The organism is Pseudomonas sp. Y3 TE3536 (assembly GCF_053629175.1).
The window spans coordinates 6,146,115-6,169,403 of the sequence record NZ_JBRJHU010000001.1 but is presented as its reverse complement, the minus strand read 5'-3'; the positions used below and the strand labels follow the sequence as shown (position 1 = coordinate 6,169,403).

Annotated in this window: 17 protein-coding genes; 7 read left to right on the top strand and 10 right to left on the bottom strand. The window is 63.5% G+C overall.

Translation table 11 applies throughout. The features are described from left to right. Positions 1–6 precede the first annotated feature (6 nt). Positions 7–5,223: an NEL-type E3 ubiquitin ligase domain-containing protein gene (locus AB7M33_RS27570; protein WP_454244137.1), complete on the top strand. Its 5,217-nt coding sequence runs from the start codon at positions 7–9 to the stop codon at positions 5,221–5,223. A gap of 72 nt (positions 5,224–5,295) precedes the next feature. Here AB7M33_RS27570 and AB7M33_RS27565 read toward each other — a convergent pair whose 3' ends face one another. Together AB7M33_RS27565 and AB7M33_RS27560 are read right to left on the bottom strand one after the other, a co-directional pair. Beyond that, on the bottom strand, positions 5,296–5,790 hold the full coding sequence (locus tag AB7M33_RS27565) for a DUF934 domain-containing protein (RefSeq protein ID WP_099453512.1): 495 nt from the start codon (positions 5,788–5,790) through the stop codon (positions 5,296–5,298). After that, the gene (locus AB7M33_RS27560; RefSeq protein ID WP_099429897.1) at positions 5,774–7,426 is read right to left on the bottom strand and encodes a nitrite/sulfite reductase; all 1,653 of its coding nucleotides are present in this window, start codon (positions 7,424–7,426) and stop codon (positions 5,774–5,776) included. The genes AB7M33_RS27565 and AB7M33_RS27560 overlap by 17 nt, the downstream gene beginning before the upstream one ends. Before the next feature lie 215 nt (positions 7,427–7,641). Here AB7M33_RS27560 and AB7M33_RS27555 point away from each other — a divergent pair, with 215 nt between their 5' ends. After that, complete coding sequence (locus AB7M33_RS27555) at positions 7,642–8,718, top strand: ABC transporter substrate-binding protein (RefSeq protein ID WP_186678854.1); 1,077 nt, start codon at positions 7,642–7,644, stop codon at positions 8,716–8,718. Positions 8,719–9,059: 341 nt separating this feature from the next. On the opposite strand, the gene AB7M33_RS27550 is transcribed toward AB7M33_RS27555, so the two are convergent. Beyond that, positions 9,060–9,278 (bottom strand): DUF2970 domain-containing protein, encoded by a 219-nt coding sequence (locus AB7M33_RS27550; protein ID WP_099429894.1) that lies wholly within the window; start codon positions 9,276–9,278, stop codon positions 9,060–9,062. A 164-nt stretch (positions 9,279–9,442) separates the two neighbouring features. Then, positions 9,443–13,150, bottom strand: coding sequence for a methionine synthase (metH, locus tag AB7M33_RS27545; RefSeq protein WP_454244136.1), 3,708 nt, complete (start codon positions 13,148–13,150; stop codon positions 9,443–9,445). 136 nt (positions 13,151–13,286) lie between these two features. Here metH and AB7M33_RS27540 point away from each other — a divergent pair, with 136 nt between their 5' ends. From AB7M33_RS27540 to AB7M33_RS27520, 5 genes are all read left to right on the top strand, one after another. Beyond that, the gene (locus AB7M33_RS27540) at positions 13,287–15,626 is read left to right on the top strand and encodes a fatty acid cis/trans isomerase (RefSeq protein ID WP_371097526.1); all 2,340 of its coding nucleotides are present in this window, start codon (positions 13,287–13,289) and stop codon (positions 15,624–15,626) included. Positions 15,627–16,079: 453 nt separating this feature from the next. Continuing rightward, positions 16,080–17,114 carry an acyltransferase family protein gene (locus tag AB7M33_RS27535; protein ID WP_454244135.1) on the top strand — a complete coding sequence of 345 codons (1,035 nt, stop codon included), beginning with the start codon at positions 16,080–16,082 and terminating at the stop codon, positions 17,112–17,114. 58 nt (positions 17,115–17,172) lie between these two features. After that, positions 17,173–17,757, top strand: coding sequence for a Fe-S biogenesis protein NfuA (nfuA, locus tag AB7M33_RS27530; protein WP_012271640.1), 585 nt, complete (start codon positions 17,173–17,175; stop codon positions 17,755–17,757). A 214-nt stretch (positions 17,758–17,971) separates the two neighbouring features. After that, positions 17,972–18,580: an SCO family protein gene (locus tag AB7M33_RS27525; protein WP_027593876.1), complete on the top strand. Its 609-nt coding sequence runs from the start codon at positions 17,972–17,974 to the stop codon at positions 18,578–18,580. Continuing rightward, positions 18,580–19,068, top strand: coding sequence for a copper chaperone PCu(A)C (locus AB7M33_RS27520; protein WP_099429891.1), 489 nt, complete (start codon positions 18,580–18,582; stop codon positions 19,066–19,068). The genes AB7M33_RS27525 and AB7M33_RS27520 overlap by 1 nt, the downstream gene beginning before the upstream one ends. A gap of 35 nt (positions 19,069–19,103) precedes the next feature. On the opposite strand, the gene AB7M33_RS27515 is transcribed toward AB7M33_RS27520, so the two are convergent. The 6 genes from AB7M33_RS27515 to AB7M33_RS27490 form a co-directional block, all read right to left on the bottom strand. Then, complete coding sequence (locus AB7M33_RS27515) at positions 19,104–19,331, bottom strand: hypothetical protein (RefSeq protein ID WP_027593874.1); 228 nt, start codon at positions 19,329–19,331, stop codon at positions 19,104–19,106. Positions 19,332–19,407: 76 nt separating this feature from the next. Then, on the bottom strand, positions 19,408–20,241 hold the full coding sequence (locus AB7M33_RS27510; RefSeq protein WP_085273250.1) for an AraC family transcriptional regulator: 834 nt from the start codon (positions 20,239–20,241) through the stop codon (positions 19,408–19,410). Continuing rightward, positions 20,238–20,552 (bottom strand): AzlD domain-containing protein, encoded by a 315-nt coding sequence (locus tag AB7M33_RS27505; RefSeq protein WP_099429890.1) that lies wholly within the window; start codon positions 20,550–20,552, stop codon positions 20,238–20,240. The genes AB7M33_RS27510 and AB7M33_RS27505 overlap by 4 nt, the downstream gene beginning before the upstream one ends. Beyond that, a complete protein-coding gene (locus AB7M33_RS27500; RefSeq protein ID WP_027593871.1) occupies positions 20,549–21,250 on the bottom strand; it encodes an AzlC family ABC transporter permease in 702 nt (233 codons plus the stop codon). The genes AB7M33_RS27505 and AB7M33_RS27500 overlap by 4 nt, the downstream gene beginning before the upstream one ends. A gap of 90 nt (positions 21,251–21,340) precedes the next feature. Further along, positions 21,341–22,036 carry an SEL1-like repeat protein gene (locus tag AB7M33_RS27495; RefSeq protein WP_027593870.1) on the bottom strand — a complete coding sequence of 232 codons (696 nt, stop codon included), beginning with the start codon at positions 22,034–22,036 and terminating at the stop codon, positions 21,341–21,343. Positions 22,037–22,192: 156 nt separating this feature from the next. Beyond that, positions 22,193–23,287 carry a hypothetical protein gene (locus AB7M33_RS27490; protein ID WP_454244134.1) on the bottom strand — a complete coding sequence of 365 codons (1,095 nt, stop codon included), beginning with the start codon at positions 23,285–23,287 and terminating at the stop codon, positions 22,193–22,195. Positions 23,288–23,289: the final 2 nt, after the last annotated feature.

Sequence of the window (23,289 nt, the reverse complement as noted above, 5' to 3'; positions counted from 1 at the left end):
CCTGCGATGCCAGATCTACCCTTTGCCAGCGATTCCACCAACGCCCTGATCGCCAGCCGCTTGCCTGCTTGGCTCACAGCGGCCTCACTGGAGACCCTCTACGCCCTGCACGAAAGCCAGCGCTGGCAGCAGCAGGTGCAGCATGAGCTGCACGGTTTGCTGGCGCGGATCACGCCATTGGATGCGTTTGCCGCGCCGTTGCTGCAACACGCATTGCAGGAACAACACTCACTGACACTCGATGTACGCCAGGCCACGCTGCGGCGCAGAACCTTGCAGCGCTTTCCATCGTTCGTTGCCCAGATCCCAGATGGGGTCAAAACGCAGGTCTACCAGCACAGCCTGCTGCAGTCGGCGCTGCACAACTTCACCGAGGGTGAAACCCTCGCCACTGGGCTCATGCAGGGGAGTGCGGTATTGGACAGCGAGGGGCAAGCCCTCGGTCTGTCGCCCAGGGCGTTCACCTTGCTGTGCCGCTCGCTCGACCTGGGTGGGCAATATCAGGCTTACCTGCGGGGGCAGTTGACCCCAGGCGGGGAGGCTGGCCGGCAAATTGAAGCGTTGATGGAGGAGGGCTTTCGCGCAAGCCTGGAGGCCGCTCTGCGACAGTCGCTGGTCAATGGAGAGATCGTGGCGCTTGCCTGTGAGCAATGTGCGCCGCTGGTGGCCATGGTCGCGACCAAGTCAGCGATCGCCGGGTTCGAACCGCGGCAGATCAGGGTGTTTGGCCAGCGGGTGCGAGGGGCCGTGGCCTTCCAGGTCCGTCATGCTGGCCAAGAAGGCGTGCTCTGCTGGATCCCCGATGACCCTCACGGCCCTTTGACCTGGTTCGCCTCCTGGGACTCGCTGTTCCTAACGTTGGGCAAACAGTTCCGCTTGCCGAAGTACATCGAGTTCTTCCAGCGGTTCATCGGTGAGCGAGACCGAGAAGCCTACACGCGAGCCCTGGACAACGCGTTGAAACGTGCGGGCCAAAATGCCCCTGTTCAGCTCGATGGCCGCCACGAGGCGATCGAGCTGCCGTTGTTCGAGCACTTGCGCAAGCAGCAGATCGATACCCTGCTGGACAACGCCAAAGTGCATGCCGTGCCCACCGCCGCTGTGGATGCTCAAGAGCGGGACCGGCGTTTGCACTTCTACCTGAGCTTTGCCCTCGACGCACTGGGCTTGGCGAGTTTCGCCTTACCGGTGCTGGCGTTGCCGTTGTTGGGCATCACAGCGCTGCAGGTGGCGGACGAGGTGTACGAGGGGTATGCCGATTGGCAGTTGGGTGACCGGCAGGGCGCACTGGAGCATGCCTATGCCGTGGCCGAGACGGTGATCATGACAGCAGCCAATGTCGGCGCGGGTGCTGCCTCGCATCGCTTGGCCCGTGCAGCCGTGGTCGATGAATTAGTCCCCGTGCAGGCCAGTCAGCACGGGTTGAAACTGTGCGACCCTGAGCTCCCCGGCTATGCCGTCGAGGGGCCAGGCGCTGTGGGGCAACTTACCGTGGTAGAGGGGCGAGAGTACCTGCGTACACCGGTAGCAAGGCACTTGACCGAGCTGGATGCTGAATCGCAGCAACGGCGCGTCCGCCACCCTGTCCGCGTCGATGCCTATGCGCCCTTGCTTGAGGGCAATGATGCCGGCGGCTGGCAGCATGAACTCGAACGCCCCCACGAGTGGCAGGGGAGTGCTCAGTTGTTGCGTGACCTGGGCCATGACCTGGCGCAACTCGATGACCAGGTGGCCCATGAAGTGTTGCGTGCAACCGGGCTCGACGAGGACCGACTGCGCCGGCTGCATGTAGAACACGCACCGCCCCCTGCGCGGCTGCTGGATGCCGTGCAGCGTCATCAACTGCATGCTCAACTGCCCTGGTTGCAGGACGAAGGCTTCGAGCTTCATCTGCAGCCACAGCAAACGAGCCCCTCGGCAGTCGAAACCTTGCTACGTCGCGACTTTCCCGGGCTCACGGTGAACGGGGCCAGGGAGATCATCGAGCACGCTAGCGACGCGCAGGTCGAGCAATTGCGCGCACGCCAGCGCGTACCACTGGCCTTGGCCGAGCAGGCGCGCTGGTACCTGCGGGATGCGCGCCTGGACCGCGCCTGTGCAGGCCTGCTGCAAGCGGCAGCGCTCAATCGCGACAGCGAGCAACTGGCCTTGGCCTTGATTGCCGACCGGGCGCCCTGGCGAGCTGTACGCATAGAGCTGCGCAGCGGCACGCTGACCGGCGAGCGCACCGCCTGGGCGGGTGCCCAGGCCGCCACTGAAGTGCGCAGCGTGCTCAGAACTGCCAAGGGCTATCAGGCCTTGGATGCCTACGGGCGCCCCTTGCCTGCGGCCCAGGCCGAAGACAGCCTGTTCCAGGCGCTGTTGCTGCAGCTCGACCCGTGGCAGCGTCGGGCGCTGGGTGAAGCCAGCGAGTCCCCGCAGGCACTGGCCGATGCCTTGTCACAGTGGGCCAGCGAGCAGCGCGACAAGGCCGCCACCCTGCTGGGCATGGCGCCGGTCGGGCTGGGTTTTCGGCCACCGGTGCGGCTGGGCGATGGTCGCCTGGGCTACCCCCTGAGTGGGCGTGGCGAAAGCAGCAATCGCGCACTGCGCCGGGGTATTCAGCGGCTGTTCCCTGATTACGATGACAGCGCCCTCGAAGCCTTCACGAATACCGCCCGCGAGCAGGGGCTGACGCCCTGGAACTACTACCTGCAACTGTGCGAAGCGCTGCGTGCACTGGATCAGGCGTTAGGGCGCTGGCGCAGGCAATCGTCCGGGCCGATCCAGTTGATCAGGCGCACGCGCATGGCACGGCGCATTCGGCATGCCTGGCAGCGACGCGTTCGTGATGCCAGTGGCAACCCCATACTGGTCCTCGAAGGCACACGGTTGGGCAGCCTGCCCGACCTTCCGCCGGCGGTGAATTTTGATCATGTGACCGCGTTGACACTGCGCAACCTTGAGCTGACGGCGGTCAACGCCGATTTTCTCGCCCGTTTCCCGCGGCTGAACCAACTGGACCTGTCGCGAAACCGGCTGACAGCCATACCCGATACCTCGCACATGGCGAACCTTGAATGGGTCGATCTCAGTCACAATCGCATCGTTGACGTCAGTGAGGCGCAGGCCTCCTTGCTGCGGGCCAACCCCGACAGCGTGCGTTTACACGGCAACCCGCTGTCACCGGTTGCGCTTGAGCGTGTGAATGCTGCCCCGCCCGCGCCAGTCGTGGAAAGGGTAAATGAGCATGAACAGTGGTTCGAGGGGCTGAGCGAGGCGGAAGCCGCCCGTCGTCGCGGGCAATGGGAAGCGCTAAGCGCCGAAGCCGACAGCGCTGCGTTCTTTGAATACCTCGCAGAACTGCTGCACGCCGAAGACTTTACCCGGCAACCGCAGGGTATGCGGCGTCGGGTCGGTGAATTGCTCAATGCCATGTTTCACCATACCCATGTGCGGCGTGCAGTGTTCGAGCAGGCCGCCATGCCGCGCGGGCGGGCCGACCTGGATGTGCTGATCGTGAGGCTGCAGGTCGCGCTGCGCACCGATGGCCTGCGAGGCCGGCGGGTCGAGCGTGAGTTACGCAACCTCGGCCGTGAGCTGTTTCGGCTCGATCAGGTCGACCGCTTTGCCGCGCGGCACATCGAACGCTTGCAAGGGCGGCCAGGCCAACTTGATCAGGACGAAATCTGCTTGGCATTCCGGGTGGGGCTTGCAGAGCCGTTGAGCCTCTATGGCCAACCGACCTACCTGGACCTTCAGCACGTCGATACCGTAACGCTGGGCGACCTGGCCGAGGCCGAGGCTGCCGTGCACCGGGCCGAGACGCCAGAGGCGCTCAGCCAGTTCCTGGTGCAGCAGACGTTCTGGCAGGACCATGTGCGGGTCGAATACAGCGCGCAGTTTGCAGCCATACGCCGCAGGTATGGTGCGCGTTTGGCCGCGTTGGTGCCAGCGCCTGGCCAGGACCATGCGCCAAGTGGGCCGGTCAATGCGATCGTTGCCCAGCGCAGGGAAGAGGAGCAGGTACTCACGTTGACCCTTGCGCGTGGCAACCCGTGGACCTGGTATCGGCTTGAACCCCCGCATGGGCCCGGTACCCTTGCCTATGCGCATTTGTCGCGGCAGCTTGAACACAGCTTCGAGGCTTGGCGAGGGCAGCCGAGTGAGCCGGAATATGCTGCGCGGTCTTACCTCGCCGGTGTGTTGCGCGAAGCCTGGCAGTCAAATTACCGAGATGAACTGCCGTCCCTGGGCTCATCCGTCGATGGGCTGGCGGTCAGTTCGCTTCCCGATCTACCGGCCGGCATCCTGTTTGAACGCCTGCGCGCGTTGTCGCTGCGTAACCAGCAGATTGCCACACTGAGCGGCGACTTCCTGCGGCGCTTCCCCAACCTGGAGGACGTCGACCTTTCAGGCAATCAGCTCTCGGCCTTCGAGGGGCTTGAGCATCTGCCGCGCCTGCGCAGGTTGAATCTGGGCGGTAATCTGCTCGAGACCTTGGACGGCTTGGGCAATGCCAGGCAACTGACGGACCTGGACCTCAGTGGCAATCAGTTTGGCACGCTACCGGCCGGTATCGAGCAATTGGAGCACCTGGCCAGCCTCGACCTTTCCTTCAATCAAATCGCTGAGCTGGATGACCGCGCAGGGCAGCTGCCGAACCTTGAAAACCTGCAGCTGGGTGGCAACCTGCTGAACGATGTGCCACGCAGCCTTGGCAACCTTGCCCGGCTAAGCATCCTCAACCTCAGTGCGAATCGGCTGACCCGCGTACCGGAACAACTGAATGGCCTCGGCCGGTTGACCCGGCTGTACCTGAACAACAACGCCATTGTGTTGGACGCCCAAAGCGAGTTACGACTGGAATGGTTCTCCCGGTTGCAAGTCCTGAGCCTGGAGGGTAACCCGTTGGGCATGGCGCCGAGGCTGCACTACAACGTGCAACTGCGCTATCTGTCATTACGCGCAACCGGCTTGCGCAGTGTGCCCCTGGCGTTGCTGCGGCGTCATCCCGACATGGTCGTGGACTTGCGTGGCAACCGTATCGCGGCATTGAGCGAGGAGGCACTCGGCTGGATAGAGGCGCATCCGGAGACCGTAAACCTTGAGCACAATCACTTGAGCGAGGCGGTCATGGCGCGGGTGCGCAATGCGCTGGCGCGTCTGCAAGCAGAATGGGCGCGGGCGGCAGAAGCGGGGGAGGTGAGCGTGACCAGGAAGCCACCGGGGCGCAGGGGCTGACGGGCGGCGGTTGAAGAGGGGTGTGTAACAACGCCCCTGACCCGCCAGAGCGCGGGCCGGGGGCGATGAAGATCAGCGGCGGCGGAACAGCGGCAGCGGCTGGTCGGCGGCGGCCTGGTAGGTCACCGAGAAGTCCTTCAGGCTTTGCAGTGCGTCTTCCGGGTCCTTGTCGGCACGGATGGCAAACGCATCGAAGCCACAACGGGCCATGAAGAACAGCTGGTCGCGCAGCACGTCGCCAATGGCGCGCAGCTCACCGGTGAACTTGTAGCGGTCACGCAGCAGGCGCGCGTTGGAGTAACTGCGCCCGTCGGTGAAAGCCGGGAAGTTCAAGGCGATGACCTGGAAGTGCTGCACGTCTTCGCCGATCTCTTCCGCTTCTTCGTCGCTGTCCAGCCAGATACCCAGGCCGCCGTCGCGGGCCTTGAGCACGTGGGCATGGTCGCGCCACAGTTGCAGCGGGACGATGTAGTCGTCGCAGTTGGTCAACTCGTCGAACGACGTCTCCTTGGGCAGCAGGTGCCAGGTTTCGTCGACGATCTGGTTGTTTTTAATGATTCGCTGCATAGACGCGTTCCTTGAAGGGGTCGATGCCGATACGCTGGTAGGTGTCGATGAAACGCTCTTCCTCGGTACGCTGCTCTACGTACACGGCGATCAGCTTTTCAATCACATCGGCCATGGCGTCCTGGGCGAAGGATGGGCCGAGGATCTTGCCCAGGCTCGCGTCACGCGCAGCGTTGCCGCCGAGGGACACCTGGTAGAACTCCTCGCCTTTCTTGTCCACGCCAAGGATGCCGATGTGGCCCACATGGTGGTGGCCGCAGGCGTTCATGCAACCGGAGATGTTCAGGTCGATCTCGCCGATGTCGAACAGGTAGTCCAGGTCGTCGAAACGGCGCTGGATGGATTCGGCGATCGGGATCGACTTGGCGTTGGCCAGCGAGCAGTAGTCACCGCCCGGGCAGCAGATGATGTCGGTCAGCAGGCCGATGTTCGGCGTGGCAAAGCCACCTTCGCGCAGCTCCAGCCACAGGGCGTGCAGCTGGCGCTGCTCAACGTCGGCGAGGATGATGTTCTGCTCGTGCGAGGTGCGCAGGAAGCCGAAGCTGTAGCGCTCGGCGAGGTCCGCCACGGCGTCCAGCTGCTTGTCGGTCAGGTCGCCAGGGGCAACGCCGGTGGGCTTGAGCGACAAGGTCACGGCCACATAGCCAGGGCGCTTGTGGGCGCGGGTGTTGCGCGAGCGCCAGCGGGCGAAACCGGGGGCTTCGGCGTCTTGGGCGCTGTAGTCGACGTTGTCCAGGGCCAGGTAGTCCGGGTCGACGAAGTGGCGCGAAACACGCTGTACTTCGTCTTCGGTCAGGGTGCTGTTGCCGCCGCGCAGGTGGACCATTTCGGCCTCGACCTTTTCGGCGAACACTTCAGGCGTCAGTGCCTTGACCAGGATCTTGATCCGCGCCTTGTACTTGTTGTCACGGCGACCGTAACGGTTGTACACGCGCAGGATGGCGTCGAGGTAGCTGATCAGGTCCTGCCAAGGCAGGAACTCGTTGATGAACGCGCCGACCACCGGGGTACGCCCCAGGCCGCCGCCAACCAGCACACGGAAGCCCAGCTCGCCCGCTGCGTTGCGCACTGGCTCCAGGCCGATATCGTGCACTTCGATGGCCGCGCGGTCTTCTTTCGAGCCGTTGATGGCGATCTTGAACTTGCGCGGCAGGTAGGCGAATTCCGGGTGGAAGGTGGTCCACTGGCGGACGATCTCGCACCAAGGGCGCGGGTCGATGATTTCATCCGCGGCAACACCGGCGAACTGGTCGGTGGTGGTGTTGCGCAGGCAGTTGCCGCTGGTCTGGATCGCGTGCATCTGCACGGTGGCCAGCTCGGCGAGGATGTCTGGGATGTCTTCCAGCGCCGGCCAGTTGTACTGCACGTTCTGGCGGGTGGAAATGTGGGCATAGCCCTTGTCGTAGTCGCGAGCGATCTTGGCCAGTGTGCGGACCTGGCGCGCGTTCAGCTGGCCATAAGGCACGGCGACACGCAGCATCGGGGCGAAACGTTGGATATAAAGGCCGTTCTGCAGGCGCAGAGGGCGGAATTCTTCTTCGCTCAGCTCCCCGGCCAGGTAGCGGCGGGTCTGATCACGGAACTGCTTGACGCGGTCCTCGATGATCCGCTGATCGTACTCGTCGTATACGTACATAAAAGTCCTGTCTCAGGCTGCATGCAGCTATTCGCGCGCACGGCCGCGCACTCCGGTTCGGAGCTGGGGAACGATATCAGAGTGTGTTTATGCGCTAAAGTGATGTTTTTGCATATGAAAAGAACCAAACGAACTAAGTGAGACTGACTGGCATTTGTTCGTCCGCCTGTGCCGTGGGTTTATACTCGCGGGTTTGTTGCAAGGGGTGTAACCGCATGCTCAAGGCGCTTTGCCAAAGCTTGTGCCTGAGCCTGCCGTTGGCAGCCAATGCGCAGGCTGCTTCCGTCGTGTTCCTTAACCCAGGCTTGTCCACCGAGACATTTTGGGTCAGCTATGCGCGCTTCATGCAGGCAGCGGCTGACGACCTGGGCATGACGCTGCGGGTCGAATACAGCGAGCGCAATGCCGAGCGAACCCTGAGCCAAGCACGGGCGCTGCTCAAGGGCCCGCAGCGGCCGGACTACCTGGTGCTGGTCAACGAACAGTATGTGGCGCCGGAAATCATCCGCCTGTCGAAGGGGACCGGGGTCAAGCTGTTTCTGGTCAACAACGGGCTGACGGCCAGCCAGGCACAAAGCATCGAGGCGCAGCCCGAGAAGTACCCTCAGGTGCTGGGCACGCTGACCACCAACGACGAGCAGGCCGGTTACCAGATGCTGCACCAGATGGTTGCCTTGCTCCCGCGCACTGACGGGCCGGTGGACCTGGTGGCTTTCGCCGGGGTCAAAACCACGCCGGCCTCGCAACAGCGTGAAGCGGGCATGCGCCGTGCCTTGGCCGACTTCCCGCAGGTGCGCCTGCGCCAGGTGGTGTATGGCGGCTGGAGCCGTGAGCGCGCCTTCGAGCAGGCGCGTGTGCTGCTGCAGCGTTACCCGAACACCACGCTTGTGTGGTCGGCCAACGATGAGATGGCCTTCGGCGCCATGCAGGCATTCGAGGCGGCTGGGCGCATGCCAGGGCGCGATGCCGTGTTCAGCGCCGTCAACAGTTCGCCCGAGGCGTTGCGGGCGCGGGTCGACGGGCGCCTTGGGGTGTTGATGGGTGGGCACTTCACCTTGGGTGGCTGGGCCATGGTCATGCTGCACGACGATGCGCGCGGGCTGGTGGTCAATCGCGATGGCCTGCGTGAGCACAGCGTGCCCGCGCTGCAGTCGATTGACCAGGCAAAGGCGCGGCGTTGGCTCAAGTTGCTCGAGCAGGCTGATCATGGTGTCGATTTTCAGCCCTACAGCGCCGAGGGGCGCCCGGCTGACTACACGTACCCGTTTCTGACCGCACCGATGGATTACTGAACGCATTGCCACTTGGCGGCGTTGGCGAGGGATGCGGGCTTGCCAACGCCTGAGCGTCGCCCGTCGCCAGACAAAAGACCTTGCTTGAGGAAAGGGCATTGCTCGTCTTAACTGCTGTGGGTGAAGTGCATTCCCATAACCACAACAAGAGGCAATGCAATGGGAAACTCAACCAAGGTCCGCAAAGCTGACAGCAGTGTCGATGCCTGGGCGATTCTTTGCTTGATCGTCCTGGTGGTGGTCACCGCCGTGTATTGGGTCAGCCACCAGTAGACTTCCATTCAGACCGTGATGCAGCCAAGACGCCTGCGGGAGGGACTCCCGCAGGCGTTTTCATGGGCTCAACGAGTGGTCAGGTGCATGGCCAATTGCACCAGGCCGATCAGTATCAGAATGAACAGCAGGGTGAACACGGTACCCATCGCAATGAAATGGCTGGCTTTGCCGTGGGTGAAATCGCGTGCGCGGTTCTTGCCGCTCTGCACACCGAAGGCGGCGGCGAGGATGCTGTGCAGCATTTGCCAGAAGGTGGGGGGCTTGCCTTGGCTTGAGTCGTCCATGGGGGCTCCTGGGTATTCGGAGGCAATCAGGGACAGTGTAGGCAATGGAAGGGATGTTGGCTTTGCTGGCCTCTTCGCGGGCAAGCCCGCTCCCACAGGAAGGGCGCGCAAATCCCTGTAGGAGCGGGCTTGCCCGCGAAGAGGCCAGTCAGGCTAGAACGGTCTTAGCTGTCGTACCCAAGGTTCGGCGCCAACCAACGCTCACTCACGCTAACCTCCTGGCCTTTACGCGCGCTGTAGCTGTCGATCTGATCCTTGTCGACCTTGCCCACGGCAAAGTACTGCGCCTGCGGGTGGGCAAAGTACCAGCCGCTGACCGCCGCCGCCGGGAACATCGCAAAGTGTTCGGTCAGGAACACGCCGCTTGGGCCTGTCTCGCCAATGGCCGTACCGTCGAGCAGGCGGAACAGGGTTTCTTTCTCGGTGTGGTCCGGGCAGGCCGGGTAGCCGGGGGCAGGGCGGATGCCGCTGTACTGCTCCTTGATCAACGCTTCGTTGTCCAGGTGCTCGTCGCGGGCGTAACCCCAGTGCTCTTTACGCACCTGCTCGTGCAGCCATTCGGCGCAGGCTTCGGCCAGGCGGTCGGCCAAGGCCTTGACCATGATCGAGCTGTAGTCATCGCCCTTGTCCTGGTAGGCCTTGGCCACTTCCTCGGCGCCGATGCCTGCGGTGGTGATGAAGCCGCCGACGTAGTCGGTGACGCCGCTGTCTTTGGGTGCGACGAAGTCGGCCAGCGACCAGTTTGGCTTGTTGTCAGGCTTGATGGTCTGCTGGCGCAGGTGGTGCAAGGTGGCCAGGGGCTGGCCGTCATCGCCATAGACCTCGATGTCGTCATCGGCGACCTGGTTGGCCGGCCAGAAGCCGAACACGGCGCGGGCACTGATCAGCTTCTCGTCGATCAGTTTGTCGAGCATCTCGCGGGCGTCCTTGTACAGCGACGTCGCGGCCTCGCCGACCACTTCGTCGGTGAGGATGCGCGGGAATTTGCCGGCCAGGTCCCAAGAGATGAAGAACGGCGTCCAGTCGATGTACTCGGCCAGGGTGCGCAGGTCGATGTCTTCCAGCACCTTGACGCCGGTGAAGGTAGGCACGGCTGGCTGGTAGCTTGCCCAGTCATACTGCGGTTTGGCCGCGATGGCCTTGGCGTAGCTCAGGCGCTCGGTGCGGGCACTGCGGTTGGCGGTGCGCTCGCGCACTTCGACGTAATCCTGGCGGGTCTTCTCGACGAAGCCGGGCTTGAGCTCCTTGGACAACAATTGGGTTGCCACACCGACGGCGCGCGAAGCGTCGGTGACGTAGATCACCGCGTCGTTGTTGTACTTGGGTTCGATCTTCACCGCCGTGTGCGCCTTGGAGGTGGTCGCGCCCCCGATCATCAGCGGCAGGTTGAAGCCCTGGCGCTGCATTTCGCGGGCAACGTGGACCATCTCGTCCAGCGACGGGGTGATCAGGCCGGACAGGCCGATGATGTCGCATTTCTCGTCGCGTGCGGTCTGCAGGATTTTCTCGGCCGGCACCATCACGCCCAGGTCGACGATGTCGTAGCCGTTACAGCCCAGCACCACGCCGACGATGTTCTTGCCGATGTCGTGCACGTCGCCCTTGACCGTGGCCATCAGGATCTTGCCCTTGGCTTCGGGCTTGTCGCCTTTTTCGGCTTCGATGAACGGGATCAGGTGTGCCACGGCCTGCTTCATCACGCGCGCCGACTTGACCACCTGCGGCAAGAACATCTTGCCGGCACCGAACAGGTCGCCGACCACGTTCATGCCGCTCATCAGCGGGCCTTCGATGACTTCGATCGGGCGCGCGCACTGCTGGCGGCACTCCTCGGTGTCTTCGACGATGTGTGCGGTGATGCCTTTGACCAGGGCATGTTCCAGGCGTTTGCCGACTGGCAGCGAGCGCCAGGCTTCGTTTTCGACTTCCTTGGTGGCGCCGCCGCCTTTGTAGTCGTCGGCGATGGCCAGCAGGGCATCGGTGCCTTCCGGGGTGCGGTTGAGCACCACGTCCTCGACCTTGTTGCGCAGGTCGGCCGGGATCTCGTCGTAGATTTCCAGCTGGCCGGCGTTGACGATACCCATGGTCAGGCCATTGCGGATGGCGTGGAACAGGAACACCGAGTGGATCGCTTCACGCACCGGGTTGTTGCCGCGGAACGAGAACGACACGTTGGACACACCACCCGAACTCAAGGCGTGGGGCAGGTGGTCGCGGATGTAGGCGCAGGCTTCGATGAAGTCGACAGCGTAGTTGTTGTGCTCTTCGATGCCGGTGGCGACGGCGAAGATGTTCGGGTCGAAGATGATGTCTTCCGGCGGGAAGCCGACTTCGTTGACCAGGATGTCGTAGCTGCGCTTGCAGATTTCCTTCTTGCGCGCGGCGGTGTCGGCCTGGCCGACCTCGTCGAAGGCCATCACCACCACGGCGGCGCCGTAGCGCTTGCACAGGCGGGCGTGGTGCTTGAACTGCTCGACGCCTTCCTTCATGGAAATCGAGTTGACGATGCCCTTGCCCTGGATGCACTTGAGGCCCGCCTCGATCACTTCCCACTTGGAGGAGTCGATCATGATCGGCACGCGGGAGATGTCCGGCTCGCCAGCGATCATGTTGAGGAAGCGGACCATGGCGGCCTGGGAGTCGAGCATCCCTTCGTCCATGTTGATGTCGATTACCTGGGCACCGGCTTCGACCTGTTGCAGGGCCACTTCCAGGGCTTCGGTGTAGTTCTCTTCGCGGATCAGCCGGGCGAACTTGGCGGAACCGGTGATGTTGGTGCGCTCGCCCACGTTGACGAACAGCGACTGGCGGTCGATGGTGAACGGCTCCAGGCCCGACAGGCGGCAGGCCTTGGCGATCTCCGGGATCTCACGTGGCTTGTACTTGGCAACCGCCTCGGCGATGGCCTGGATGTGGCCCGGGGTAGTGCCGCAGCAGCCGCCGATGATGTTAAGGAAGCCGCTGGCAGCGAACTCCTCGACCACCGCGGCCATTTCGGCCGGGGTTTCGTCGTACTCACCGAAGGCGTTGGGCAGGCCGGCGTTGGGGTGCGCAGAGACGTGGGTGTCGGCCTTGGTCGACAGCTCTTCCAGGTACGGGCGCAGGTCCTTGGCGCCGAGGGCGCAGTTGAGGCCGACGGAAATCGGCTTGGCGTGGCGCACCGAGTTCCAGAAGGCTTCGGTGGTCTGGCCCGACAGGGTGCGGCCCGAGGCGTCGGTGATGGTGCCGGAAATCATGATCGGCAGTTCGACGTTGTCATCCTCGAACACCTGTTGCACGGCGAAGATCGCCGCCTTGGCATTGAGGGTGTCGAAGATGGTTTCGATCAGGATCAGGTCGGCGCCGCCCTCGATCAGGCCGCGGGTGGCCTCGATGTAGTTTTCCACCAGCTCGTCGAAGGTGACGTTGCGGTAGCCGGGGTCGTTGACGTCCGGGGAAATCGAGCAGGTGCGGCTGGTCGGGCCCAGTACGCCGGCGACGAAGCGCGGTTTGTCCGGCGTCTCCAGTGTCTTGGCGTCGGCCACCTGGCGGGCGATGCGCGCGCCTTCGACGTTCAGCTCGTAGACCAGCGATTCCATGCCGTAGTCGGCCTGGGAAATCTGCGTGGCGTTGAAGGTGTTGGTTTCGAGGATATCGGCGCCAGCGTCCAGGTAGGCTTTCTCGATCGCGGCGATGACATCGGGGCGGCTAAGCAGCAACAAGTCGTTGTTACCTTTCACATCGCTTGGCCAATCGGCAAAGCGCGTGCCACGATAGTCGTGTTCCTCGAGGCGATAACTTTGGATCATAGTACCCATGCCGCCGTCGAGGATCAGGATGCGCTCTTTGAGTGCGTGCTGGAGTGCTTGGAGACGAGCGCTGCGGTCGGACATAGGAACTACCTGGTCGGGCGAATATCAGAAGGTGCCGAATCATAACAAAGCTGCGCGGTTTTTAGGCGCACTGCCCATTTGCATGAATTTAGCTCATGTTGGCACACAAGCACCCAAGGACGACCAGGCAATCGTGATGGCTTTCAAGAACCAGGACTTTCCGCACATGGTGCATCGTTGTATTCGTGCTTGGGCGGGCGTTTTCGCCTTGCTCATCAGTGGCGCGACCTTCGGGCAGGCTGCCCAATCGAGCCCGGCTATTTCCTACACCCGGGATATCCAGCCGATTTTCACCGAGAAGTGCGTGGCCTGCCATGCCTGCAACGATGCGGCCTGCCAGCTCAAGCTGGAAAGCCCAGAGGGCGCGGTGCGGGGAGCGACCAAGGTGCCGGTGTACCAAGGTGACCGCAGCGCGGCGGTGCCGACTACGCGGCTGTTCTACGACGCCCACAGCGAGGGCGAGTGGCGCAAGAAGGGCTTCTACTCGGTGCTCGACGGCCAGGGCAGCCAGGCCGCGCTGATGGCGCGCATGCTCGAGCTGGGGCACAAGACGCCGCTTACGCCCAATGCCAAGCTGCCCGAGGACATCGTCTTGGGCATCAACCGCAACAACATGTGCCCTTTGCCCCATGAGTTCGACGCCTACGCTGGCGCGCACCCTAAAGAAGGCATGCCGCTGGCGGTCACCGGCCTGACCGACCAGGAGTACACCACCCTGCAACGCTGGCTGGCAGCTGGCGCGCCGGTGGAGTATCAGCCGATTCAGCCGAGCGCGGTCGAGGCCAAGCAGATCGCCGACTGGGAAGAGCTGCTCAACCGCCCGGGTTCGACCGAGGCGCTGGTTGGCCGTTGGCTTTATGAGCACCTGTTCCTTGCGCACATCTACTTCGTCGGCGGGGAGCAGGGCCACTTCTTCCAGTGGGTGCGTTCCCGCACGCCCAGTGGCCAGCCGGTCGATGTGATCGCGACCCGACGCCCCAACGACCCGCCAGGCACCGACTTTTATTACCGGCTGATGCCGGTGCAGGGTGTGATCGTGCACAAGACGCACATCACTTACCCAATGGGGCCGCAGAAGCTCAAACGGGTCAAGCAACTGTTCTACGCGGGTGACTGGCATGCCTCGGCGCTGCCAGGCTATGGCCCGCGCCACCGGGCCAACCCGTTCGAGACCTTCGAGGCGATCCCGGCGGTGGCGCGTTACCAGTTCATGCTGGATAACGCCGAGTACTTCGTGCGCACCTTCATCCGTGGCCCGGTGTGCCGTGGGCAGATTGCAACCGACGTGATCCGCGACAACTTCTGGGCGCTGTTCCAGGAGCCGGCCCATGACCGCTACATCACCGATGCCCAGTACCGTGGCGAGGCCACGCCGCTGCTGGCCATGCCGGGGCAGATCGACGACGTGGGCAGTGTGCTGGGCCTCTGGCATGCCTACCGCGACAAGCGCAACGAATACGAAAAACTGCGCCGCGAAGCCTATGCCGAAATGCCGGCGCCGGGTTGGTCGACGCTGTGGGCCGGTAACGACAATGCACTGCTGAGCATCTTCCGTCACTTCGACAGCGCCTCGGTGACCAAGGGCCTGATCGGAGATGTGCCGCTCACCGTGTGGCTGTTCGACTACCCCTTGTTCGAGCGCACCTACTACCAATTGGCCGTCAACTTCGATGTGTTCGGCAACGTTTCGCACCAGTTGCAGACCCGCCTGTACTTCGACCTGATCCGCAATGGCGCGGAGGTCAACTTCCTGCGCCTGATGCCGGCCGACCAGCGTGGCGCGATCCTCAGCGACTGGTACCAGAACAGCGGCAAGGTGAAGATGTGGCTCGATTACGAGGACATCGACACTGACACCCCAAGCGGTATCAAGCTGGACCCGGCGAACCCAAAACGCGACTTTGGGCTCAAGCTGGTGCAGCGTACCGGCAGCCTGAATGCAGCACCTGACCCGATCAACCGCTGCCAGGGGGCTTACTGCTCGCGGCCGCAGATGAACGAAGCGTTCCGCAATGTCGAGCAGTCGCTCAGCCGCCTGGTGTCGCGCCCGGCTGCCGGGCTCAAGGTCATCAACCAACTGCCTGAGGCGACGATGCTGCGTATCGAAGGGCAGGGCGGCCAGCGCCAGGTGTACAGCCTGCTGCGCAACCGTGCGCACAGCAACGTTGCCTTCCTGCTGGGTGAGGCCTACCGCTATCAGCCTGGGCTGGACACCCTGACCTTGTACCCAGGCGTGCTCAGCAGTTACCCGAACTTCATCTTCAACATTCCGGCCGAGGATGTGCCCGAGTTTGTCGAGGACATGGAGTATGCGCGTGATGATGCCGACAAATTCGAGCGCATCGTCATGCGCTGGGGCGTGCGCCGCAGTCATCCGCAGTTCTGGCAGTACTTCCATGACCTCAATAGCTACATCAAGGAGACCCAGCCGGTGGAAGCGGGTGTGCTGGACATGAACCGCTACGAGAACCTCTGATCGGTCAACCTGACCTTTCCGGAACAACTGCGGTCGGAAAGGTTGGGTGGTCTTGATCGATTGCAGGGGGGCTGCTTTGCAGCCCTTCGCGGGTGAACCCGCTCCCACAGGGATAGCGCTGGCCTCTTGACCGGTGCAGTACCTGTGGGAGCTACATCAACGAGACCCAGCCGGTGGAAGCGGGTGTGCTGGACATGAACCGCTACGAGAACCTCTGATCGGTCAACCTGACCTTTCCGAAACAACTGCGGTCGGAAAGGTTGGGTGGTCTTGATCGATTGCAGGGGGGCTGCTTTGCAGCCCTTCGCGGGTGAACCCGCTCCCACAGGGAAAGCGCTGGCCTCTTGACCGGTGCAGTACCTGTGGGAGCGGGTTTACCCGCGAACGAGCGCGCAGCGCTCGCCTCTGCATTCGGCCAGCGGCCTCAATGCACCGGCAATCGCAGGGTATTTCATGCTGTATTCGCTTCAGGCACTGCGGGCGTTCGCCGCCTGGGTGGTGGTCTGCCACCATTTCATGCAGATTTTCTTCGACTTCAAGGCCAGCGGGCCCATCGGCCAACTGCTCACCGACCGGGGCGCTGTCGGCGTCGACATCTTCTTCGTCATCAGCGGCCTGGTTATCTACCTCTCCACCCGCGACAAAACCATCAAACCCCGCCAGTTCCTGCTCAACCGGGTGCTGCGCATCGTCCCGGCGTACTGGTTCTACACCTTGGTCATGGCGGGCCTGCTGCTGGCGGCCAGCCGCTGGATGCCGCACCAGGAATTCGACTGGCACCACCTGCTGTTGTCGCTGCTGTTCGTGCCTGCGGAAAACCCCGGCGGGTATGGCCTTTATCCGACCTTGAACGTGGGCTGGACGCTGAACTTCGAGATGTTCTTCTACCTGCTGTTCGGTCTGGCATTCCTGGTCCGCCAACGCCATCAGCTGCTGCTGGTCACCGTCGCGCTGCTGCTGGTGAGTGAAGTGCTGGGGCGGCTGGGTGTGCTCAGCCGCTTCTACAACAACGACATCATCTATGAGTTCCTGCTCGGCATCGGCCTGGGTGTGCTGTATCGGCGCGGTGTGATCCGCCAGGGCATCTGGACGCCCCTGGCGTTGCTCGCGGTGGCGGGGTATGCCATCTACCACCTCGACGCCTCCCAGCGCCTGCTGCATTGGGGCCTGCCGAGCGCGCTGGTGGTGCTGGCCTTTGTTTCCCTGGAGCCGTTGTTCGCGGGTAACCGGCTGCTCAAGGCGCTGGGCGACTGTTCGTATTCGGTCTACCTGATCCACGTGCTGGTGCTGTATGCCGGCTGGTTCGCCAGCCAGCGGCTGCACCTTAACCCGTACCTGGTGTTTGCCCTGTGCGTGCCGTCCATTGGACTAATGTCGTGGTTCAGCTACCAGTGGCTGGAGCGCGGCCTGTATCGGCGGATGCAGGCCTGCCTGGCGGCGCCACGGGGGCAGGCGCCGGCGTATGCGCTTTCCCGAGTCAAATACTAGGACTTTGTACAAGGGCCAGGTTGGCGTACACTTGGCCGCAAGTCTGTGAGGAACTTCCATGAGCGCTATAACCATTACCGACGCCGCCCATGATTACCTGGCCGATCTGCTCTCCAAGCAGAATACGCCCGGCATCGGCATCCGCATTTTCATCACCCAGCCAGGCACCCAGTACGCAGAGACGTGCATTGCCTACTGCAAGCCGGGCGAAGAGAAGCCTGACGACACCGCCGTGGGTCTGAAGAGCTTCACCGCTTACCTCGATGCAGTCAGCGTACCTTTCCTGGAAGACGCGCTGGTCGATTACGCCACCGACCGCATGGGCGGCCAGCTGACCATCAAGGCGCCGAATGCCAAGGTGCCGATGGTCAACGAAGACAGCCCGATCAACGAGCGTATCAACTACTACCTGCAGACTGAGATCAACCCGGGCCTGGCCAGCCATGGCGGCCAGGTAAGCTTGGTGGACGTGGTCGACGACGGCATCGCTGTGCTGCAGTTCGGCGGCGGTTGCCAGGGCTGCGGCCAGGCCGACGTGACCCTGAAGGAAGGCATCGAGCGCACCCTGCTCGAGCGGATTCCGGAGCTCAAAGGTGTGCGCGACGTGACCGACCACACCCAGAAGGAAAACGCGTACTACTGATAGCAGAGTTCGCCGCTTCCTTAGCAACAAACTGTTACGAGTTCAACCCCTGCGACAACAGGCCGCAGCCCGTATTCAAAGGGCTGCAGGCCATCTGCGCCTTCGTCGGGTAGAAGCACTTGGGGTGTCATGCAAGAATGCCCCGGTTTTTCGGCTGGCCCGTCCCAAGGGCCGGTACCTTTCCTGTAAAGGATGGCCTGTAAAGGATGGTTCCATGAATGATCTGTATACCCGGCGCGCGGTTGTCGCCGGGATGGGCGTTCTCGGGCTTGGCCTGCTGGCTGGCTGCAGCCCGGCCCGGGGTCTTGAGTTCAAGTACGGCAAGAACATGAGCAACGAAATCCTTGGGCGCAAGTTCAACCTCAAGGACCCCCAAGGCAACCCGCGTACCCTGTCGAGCTTTTACGGCAGCATGCCGATGATTTTCTTCGGCTTCACCCAGTGCCCGGCGGTCTGCCCGACCACGCTGGCGCGGGCGGCGCAAATCAGGCAGTTGCTCAGGGGCCGCGACCGTGACTTGTTCCAGGTGGTGTTCATCACCCTGGACCCGGAGCGCGACACCCCCGAAGTGCTCGACGCCTATGTCAAAGCGTTCGACCCCTCGTTCACCGCGCTGACGGGCACCCCCGAAGAAATCGCCGAGGTGGCCAAAGAGTTCAAGGTGTTCTACGAGAAGGTCCCGGCCGGTGATACCTACACCATCTCTCATTCGTCCACCAGCTACGTCTACGATACGCGTGGCACCCTGCGCCTGAGCCTGGGCCATTCCCTGAATGCCAAGGAATGCGCTGAAGACCTGGTCACCCTGATGGAGATTTGCTAATGGCTGTTTCACTGCAACCGATCAAGCGCGGCCTGGCCGCCATCGCCCTGCTGGGCCTTGCCCTGCCAGCCCTGGCCCAGACCACCGTGAGTGATGCCTGGGTCCGCGCCAGCGTGCCGCACCAGCAGTCCACCGGTGCCTTCATGACCCTCACGGCCAGCAGCGACAGCAAGCTGGTTGGCGTTGAATCGCCTGTGGCCAAGACCGTGCAAGTGCATGAAATGACCATGAACGGCGACGTGATGGGCATGCGCGAGGTCAAGGCCGTCGAGTTGCCGGCTGGCAAAGCAGTCACCCTGGACCCGAACGGCCTGCACGTGATGCTGATGGGGTTGAACCAGCAGGTGAAAGAAGGCGAGCAGGTGCCACTGACCCTGGTCATCGAAGATGCCAAGGGCGGCAAGGAAACGCTGCAGGTGCAAGCGCCAGTGCGTCCGCTCAACGCCGAGGCTGGCGGTGGGCATGACCACATGCACATGAAACACTGATTCATCTGGGGCCGCGCATAGCGGCCCCAATTCATTCAGCTACGAAAACGCGGCAATGGCCTGTCGAGGGTCAGCGAGGTCAAGGTCTTGCGTACCTGGGCTTCGTCGGCCTCCAGGGCCTTTAGACTCGCGCGGATCTTGCCGGCGGCGGGCACATCGCCCTGCCGGTCGATCCAGTCGGCAATCTCCTTGCAGGCACTGCTCAGGCAGGCCTGACGCTGGTTCATCAGCGATATGAGGGTGGTGAGCTCTCTTTCGGACATGGCAGGATCCTCCAATTCAGCCCTGTCAGTGTAGCAGTGGCCAGCAAGCTTGCCTGGGGCCGGGTGTCGCAGGGTGTCAGCTTGGCAGGCAGGCGCTGCGGTATGCGCCTGGGGTTACCCCATAGGCCTGCTTGAACTGCCGGCTCAAGTGGCTCTGGTCGGCAAACCCAAGCGCAAACGCCACCTCCGAAGCCGCCTGGCCGCGTTTCAAGAACTCACGGGCACGGGCCAGGCGCCGTTGCTTGAGCCAGGCATGGGGCGGCAGGCCGGTGGCCTGGCGAAACACCCGGGCGAAGTGGAAGGGTGACAGGTTGACCGCTGCCGCCAGGGCTTCAAGCGATGGCGGGTCGGCCAGCTGGCTCTCCAGCAGTTCACGGGCGCGGGCCACCGCCTGTGGCTCATGGCCGGGTGCAGCGGGTTCGGCGCATTGCCCATGGCGTTGCACCAGGGCCAGCACGGCATGGCGCCAGGCGGTCTGCTGTTCCAGGGCACTGGCTGCGCCTTCGGACAACTGGTGCAGCTGGCTGAAGGCGAGCGCCAGGGCCGGGTCCTGGATCACACTGTCCTTGAAGGTGGGCATGCCGTGGCGGCCCAGTTCCAGCTCCTCCAGCACGCCCGTTACCCGCTCATGTTCTGGGTAGAAACCGCGGTAGCGCCAGCCGGCTTCGTGGGCCGTGGCGCCGGTGTGCAGTTCGTCGGGGTTGATCAACACCATGCTGCCCACCGGGGCCAGGTGTTCGCTGCCGCGATGCCAGAAGCGCTGGGCGCCCGACTCGATCACGGTGAACACGTAGCCTTCATGCACGTGCGGGGCGAAGCGCTGTTGGAAATATCGCGCGTGCAGCATTTCGACGTCGCCCAACGCCGGCGCCTGCCACAGGTGCGTCTGCTCGCGCAGGGGCGTGGTCATGCCAGCCAGCTGCGCAGGAGGAAGAAGATCAACATGCTCACCAGCATGCTCAGCAACACGCTGCGGGTCAACAGCACCAAGATGACGGCCACCACCGAGCCCAGCAGATAAGGGTTGAGCAGGCTCAGGTTCAGCTGGTGGTCAGGCATGAAAATGATCGGCCCGCAGATGGCGGTGAGCATGCCCGGCACCGCGAAGCCCAGAAACTGCCGGGCATTGGAACTCAGGCGCAAGGGCAGGCGTGGTTCAAGAAACGCATAGCGATTGAGAAACACGATGGCGCCCATGGCGAAAATCAGTAACCAGGTCATGCGCGGCCTCCAAAGCACTTTTGGCAAATGAAGCCGGCGCCCATGCCGAGCAGGCCCGCGGCCACCAGGGCAGTTTCCCAGTGCCAGGCACTGAACAGGACCGAGCAGAACAGCGACACGGCCACGCACACCACCGTGGCCAGGTTGCGCACCAGTGGCGCGATCAGGGCGACGAAGGTGGCGACAATCGAGAAGTCCAGGCCCAATTGGTCGAGGTGCGGGATGTTCTGGCCAAGGACGATGCCTGCCAAGGTGAACAGGTTCCAGGCGATGTAGAAGGTCAGGCCCACGCCTAGCGCATACCAGCGATTGAACTGCTGCTGGTCATAATGGCTGGTCAGGGCAAAGAACTCGTCGGTTAGCAAAAAGCCCAGGCCCAATCGCCAGCGCAGCGGCTGGTTCGACAGCACCGGGCGCATGGACAAGCCGTACAGCAGGTGCTGCGATGTCAGCAGCAAGGTGGTGAGCAGGATCGACGCCAGGTTGGCGCCGCCCTTGAGCATGCCGATCGCCACCAGTTGTGCGGCACCGGCGAAGACGATGGCCGACAGCCCCTGGCCTTGCCAGGCGCTGAGGTTGGCCTCGATGGCCATGGAACCGGCCAGCAGGCCCCAGGGGGCGACGGCCAGGGAAAGCGGGAGGATGGCGATGGCGCCATGAACAAAGGCTTGGCGAGCGATGTGTGGGCTGTGGGGCATGGTGGCTGCAACGCGTGTACTCGGTTGGGCAGCATGCCAGAGTGAAGCGGGCCATGGCTTGAACGATCTTGCTGGTTTGTCGACTGGCCGCTATCGATGGCTGGTCAACCAGCGCTGCGCAGTCGAGCATCCGTTGATGTCCACGGCCTTCTGCAGCAAGGCCTGGCGATGCCCTGGGTCAAGGTCGGCCAGCACCCGGTACACCTCGGCCTGGTAGTCCCGCTGGCGCCCCCACTGCATGTTCAGGCCTTGCGGCTGGCTGCGGTTGCAGGCCAGTCGTGTGGTGGGCTGTGGGTAGTAGGGGGCGTATTGGGGGGCCATGCTTGGGATCGCCTCCAGCGCAGCGCGATAGTCTGCGCTGGCGTTGTAGGGCGGGCACCAAGTGGCAATGGCCGGTGCCGGGGGCGCGAAGCCTTGCTTGAGGCTCGCCTCCAGCAAAGGGCAGGCAGCGTCCGGGATCTGGGCCACTGGCAGGTAGGTCATGTAGTACAGCGCCAGCCGGTACTGGGCCACGGGGTGGCCAAGCTCCACCGACTTTTTCAGCAGTGCCACGGCGGTGGGCAAGGTGTGCGCGAGGGCTTGGCCCTGGCGGGTGAGCTCCGGGTCGCTACCCACTGCAGTGCGCAGTGAGCTGGCGCCGTCGTCCTGGCTGTCGGCCTGCTCGAGCAAGGGCAGGGCCTGGCGGTAGAGCAAGTCGGCATGCGGGTCGATGCGCACGTCGAGCGCTTGCGCGGCCAGTGGCATCAAGGCGATCACCAGCGGCGACAGGGTTGCCACACGACTCACAGGCAGGCCTCGTGGGACGGGCAGTCACGACAGGCGGCCAGTGGTTGATGCACGGCTTGGATGTTCATCACAGGTACAGGTACGCCTCGGGCGAATCGGAACGACGACGTATTCTAGCCACCCAAGGGGCCTCGCCGGAAGACCGGCGGGCAACTGTCAGACGAGCTTGATAGGCGTGACCTTGCGCTGAGCGTGTTTTTCCTGGGCCAGGCCAAGCTTGGCGGTAATGACTTTGGCCAGTGCGTTGTTGCCCAGGTCGTTGAGGTGCAGGCGGTCAACGAACAGGTCGGCGCCAAACACGGGCGAGCTGCTGAGCATGCTGTTCATGTCATAGCAGGCTACCGGGTCGGCCTGGTCTTTGATGCGGCGAAAGAAGGCCGAGTGCAAGTGGCTGTCGAAGACCCCGTCCAGCAGCCGTTCGAAGTTCGCGGGCTGGCGCGCCAACGCCGCCAGCATGGCTTGCTCGCCCGCTGGCAGGGTTTCTCGGCACCAGGGCAGCAGCGGCTGAAGAATGAAAGTGAGGGTGGCGTGGCTGTCTGCCAGCAGCCGCTCCCACTGGCGCAGGGTGCGGCCGATGCTGTCGGCCGCGCGGGCCAGGCGCTTCTCTGGGGGCGAAAGCGGCTGGGCGGCTGGAGGCGCGGGAGGGGGCGCGGCCAAGGCTTGGCCGATGCGCCGCCAAAGCGATTGCTGGCGGGGGGCTGCGGCAGGCGGCATGCCATCGCTGAAACTGTTCAAGGCTTCCTGAAAACCTGTGACGTGATGCGCCTCGCGGGGGCTGGCGAGGATTTCGTAGAGGGCCTCATGGGCCAAGGTATTGAGGCCGCTGAGCACCACCACGTGGCCGAGCTGGCCGAGGCGGTGCTGGTGAGTGAGGAACATCAGCAGCTCTTGGCCAGCATTGAGCCCACAGCCTGCCAGGCTCAGCCAGACCTCGCCGGTCAGCATCGACAGGTGCGAAGCCACCGTGTGCTCATCGCTGCTGGCACCGACGCCCAAGGCGGTGGAGCCCCCGACCAACAGGTTGATGCGCGGCGCCGTGCCGCGCTCGGCCGCCGAGAAGCGCTTGCCGGCACAGTGGCTGTAGCGCAGGCCGAGCGCATCGGTGTTGATGGTGCCCGAGCGGTAGCCGCTCTCGTGGATGTGCAGCGCGTGTGGCGCACGGCGGCTGCCCAGTTGCAGAAAGCGCTGGTAGTCCTGTTGCAGCGGCGAAGGAAGGCCCAAAACATCTGTGCACGTGTCGGTCGATCTCATGG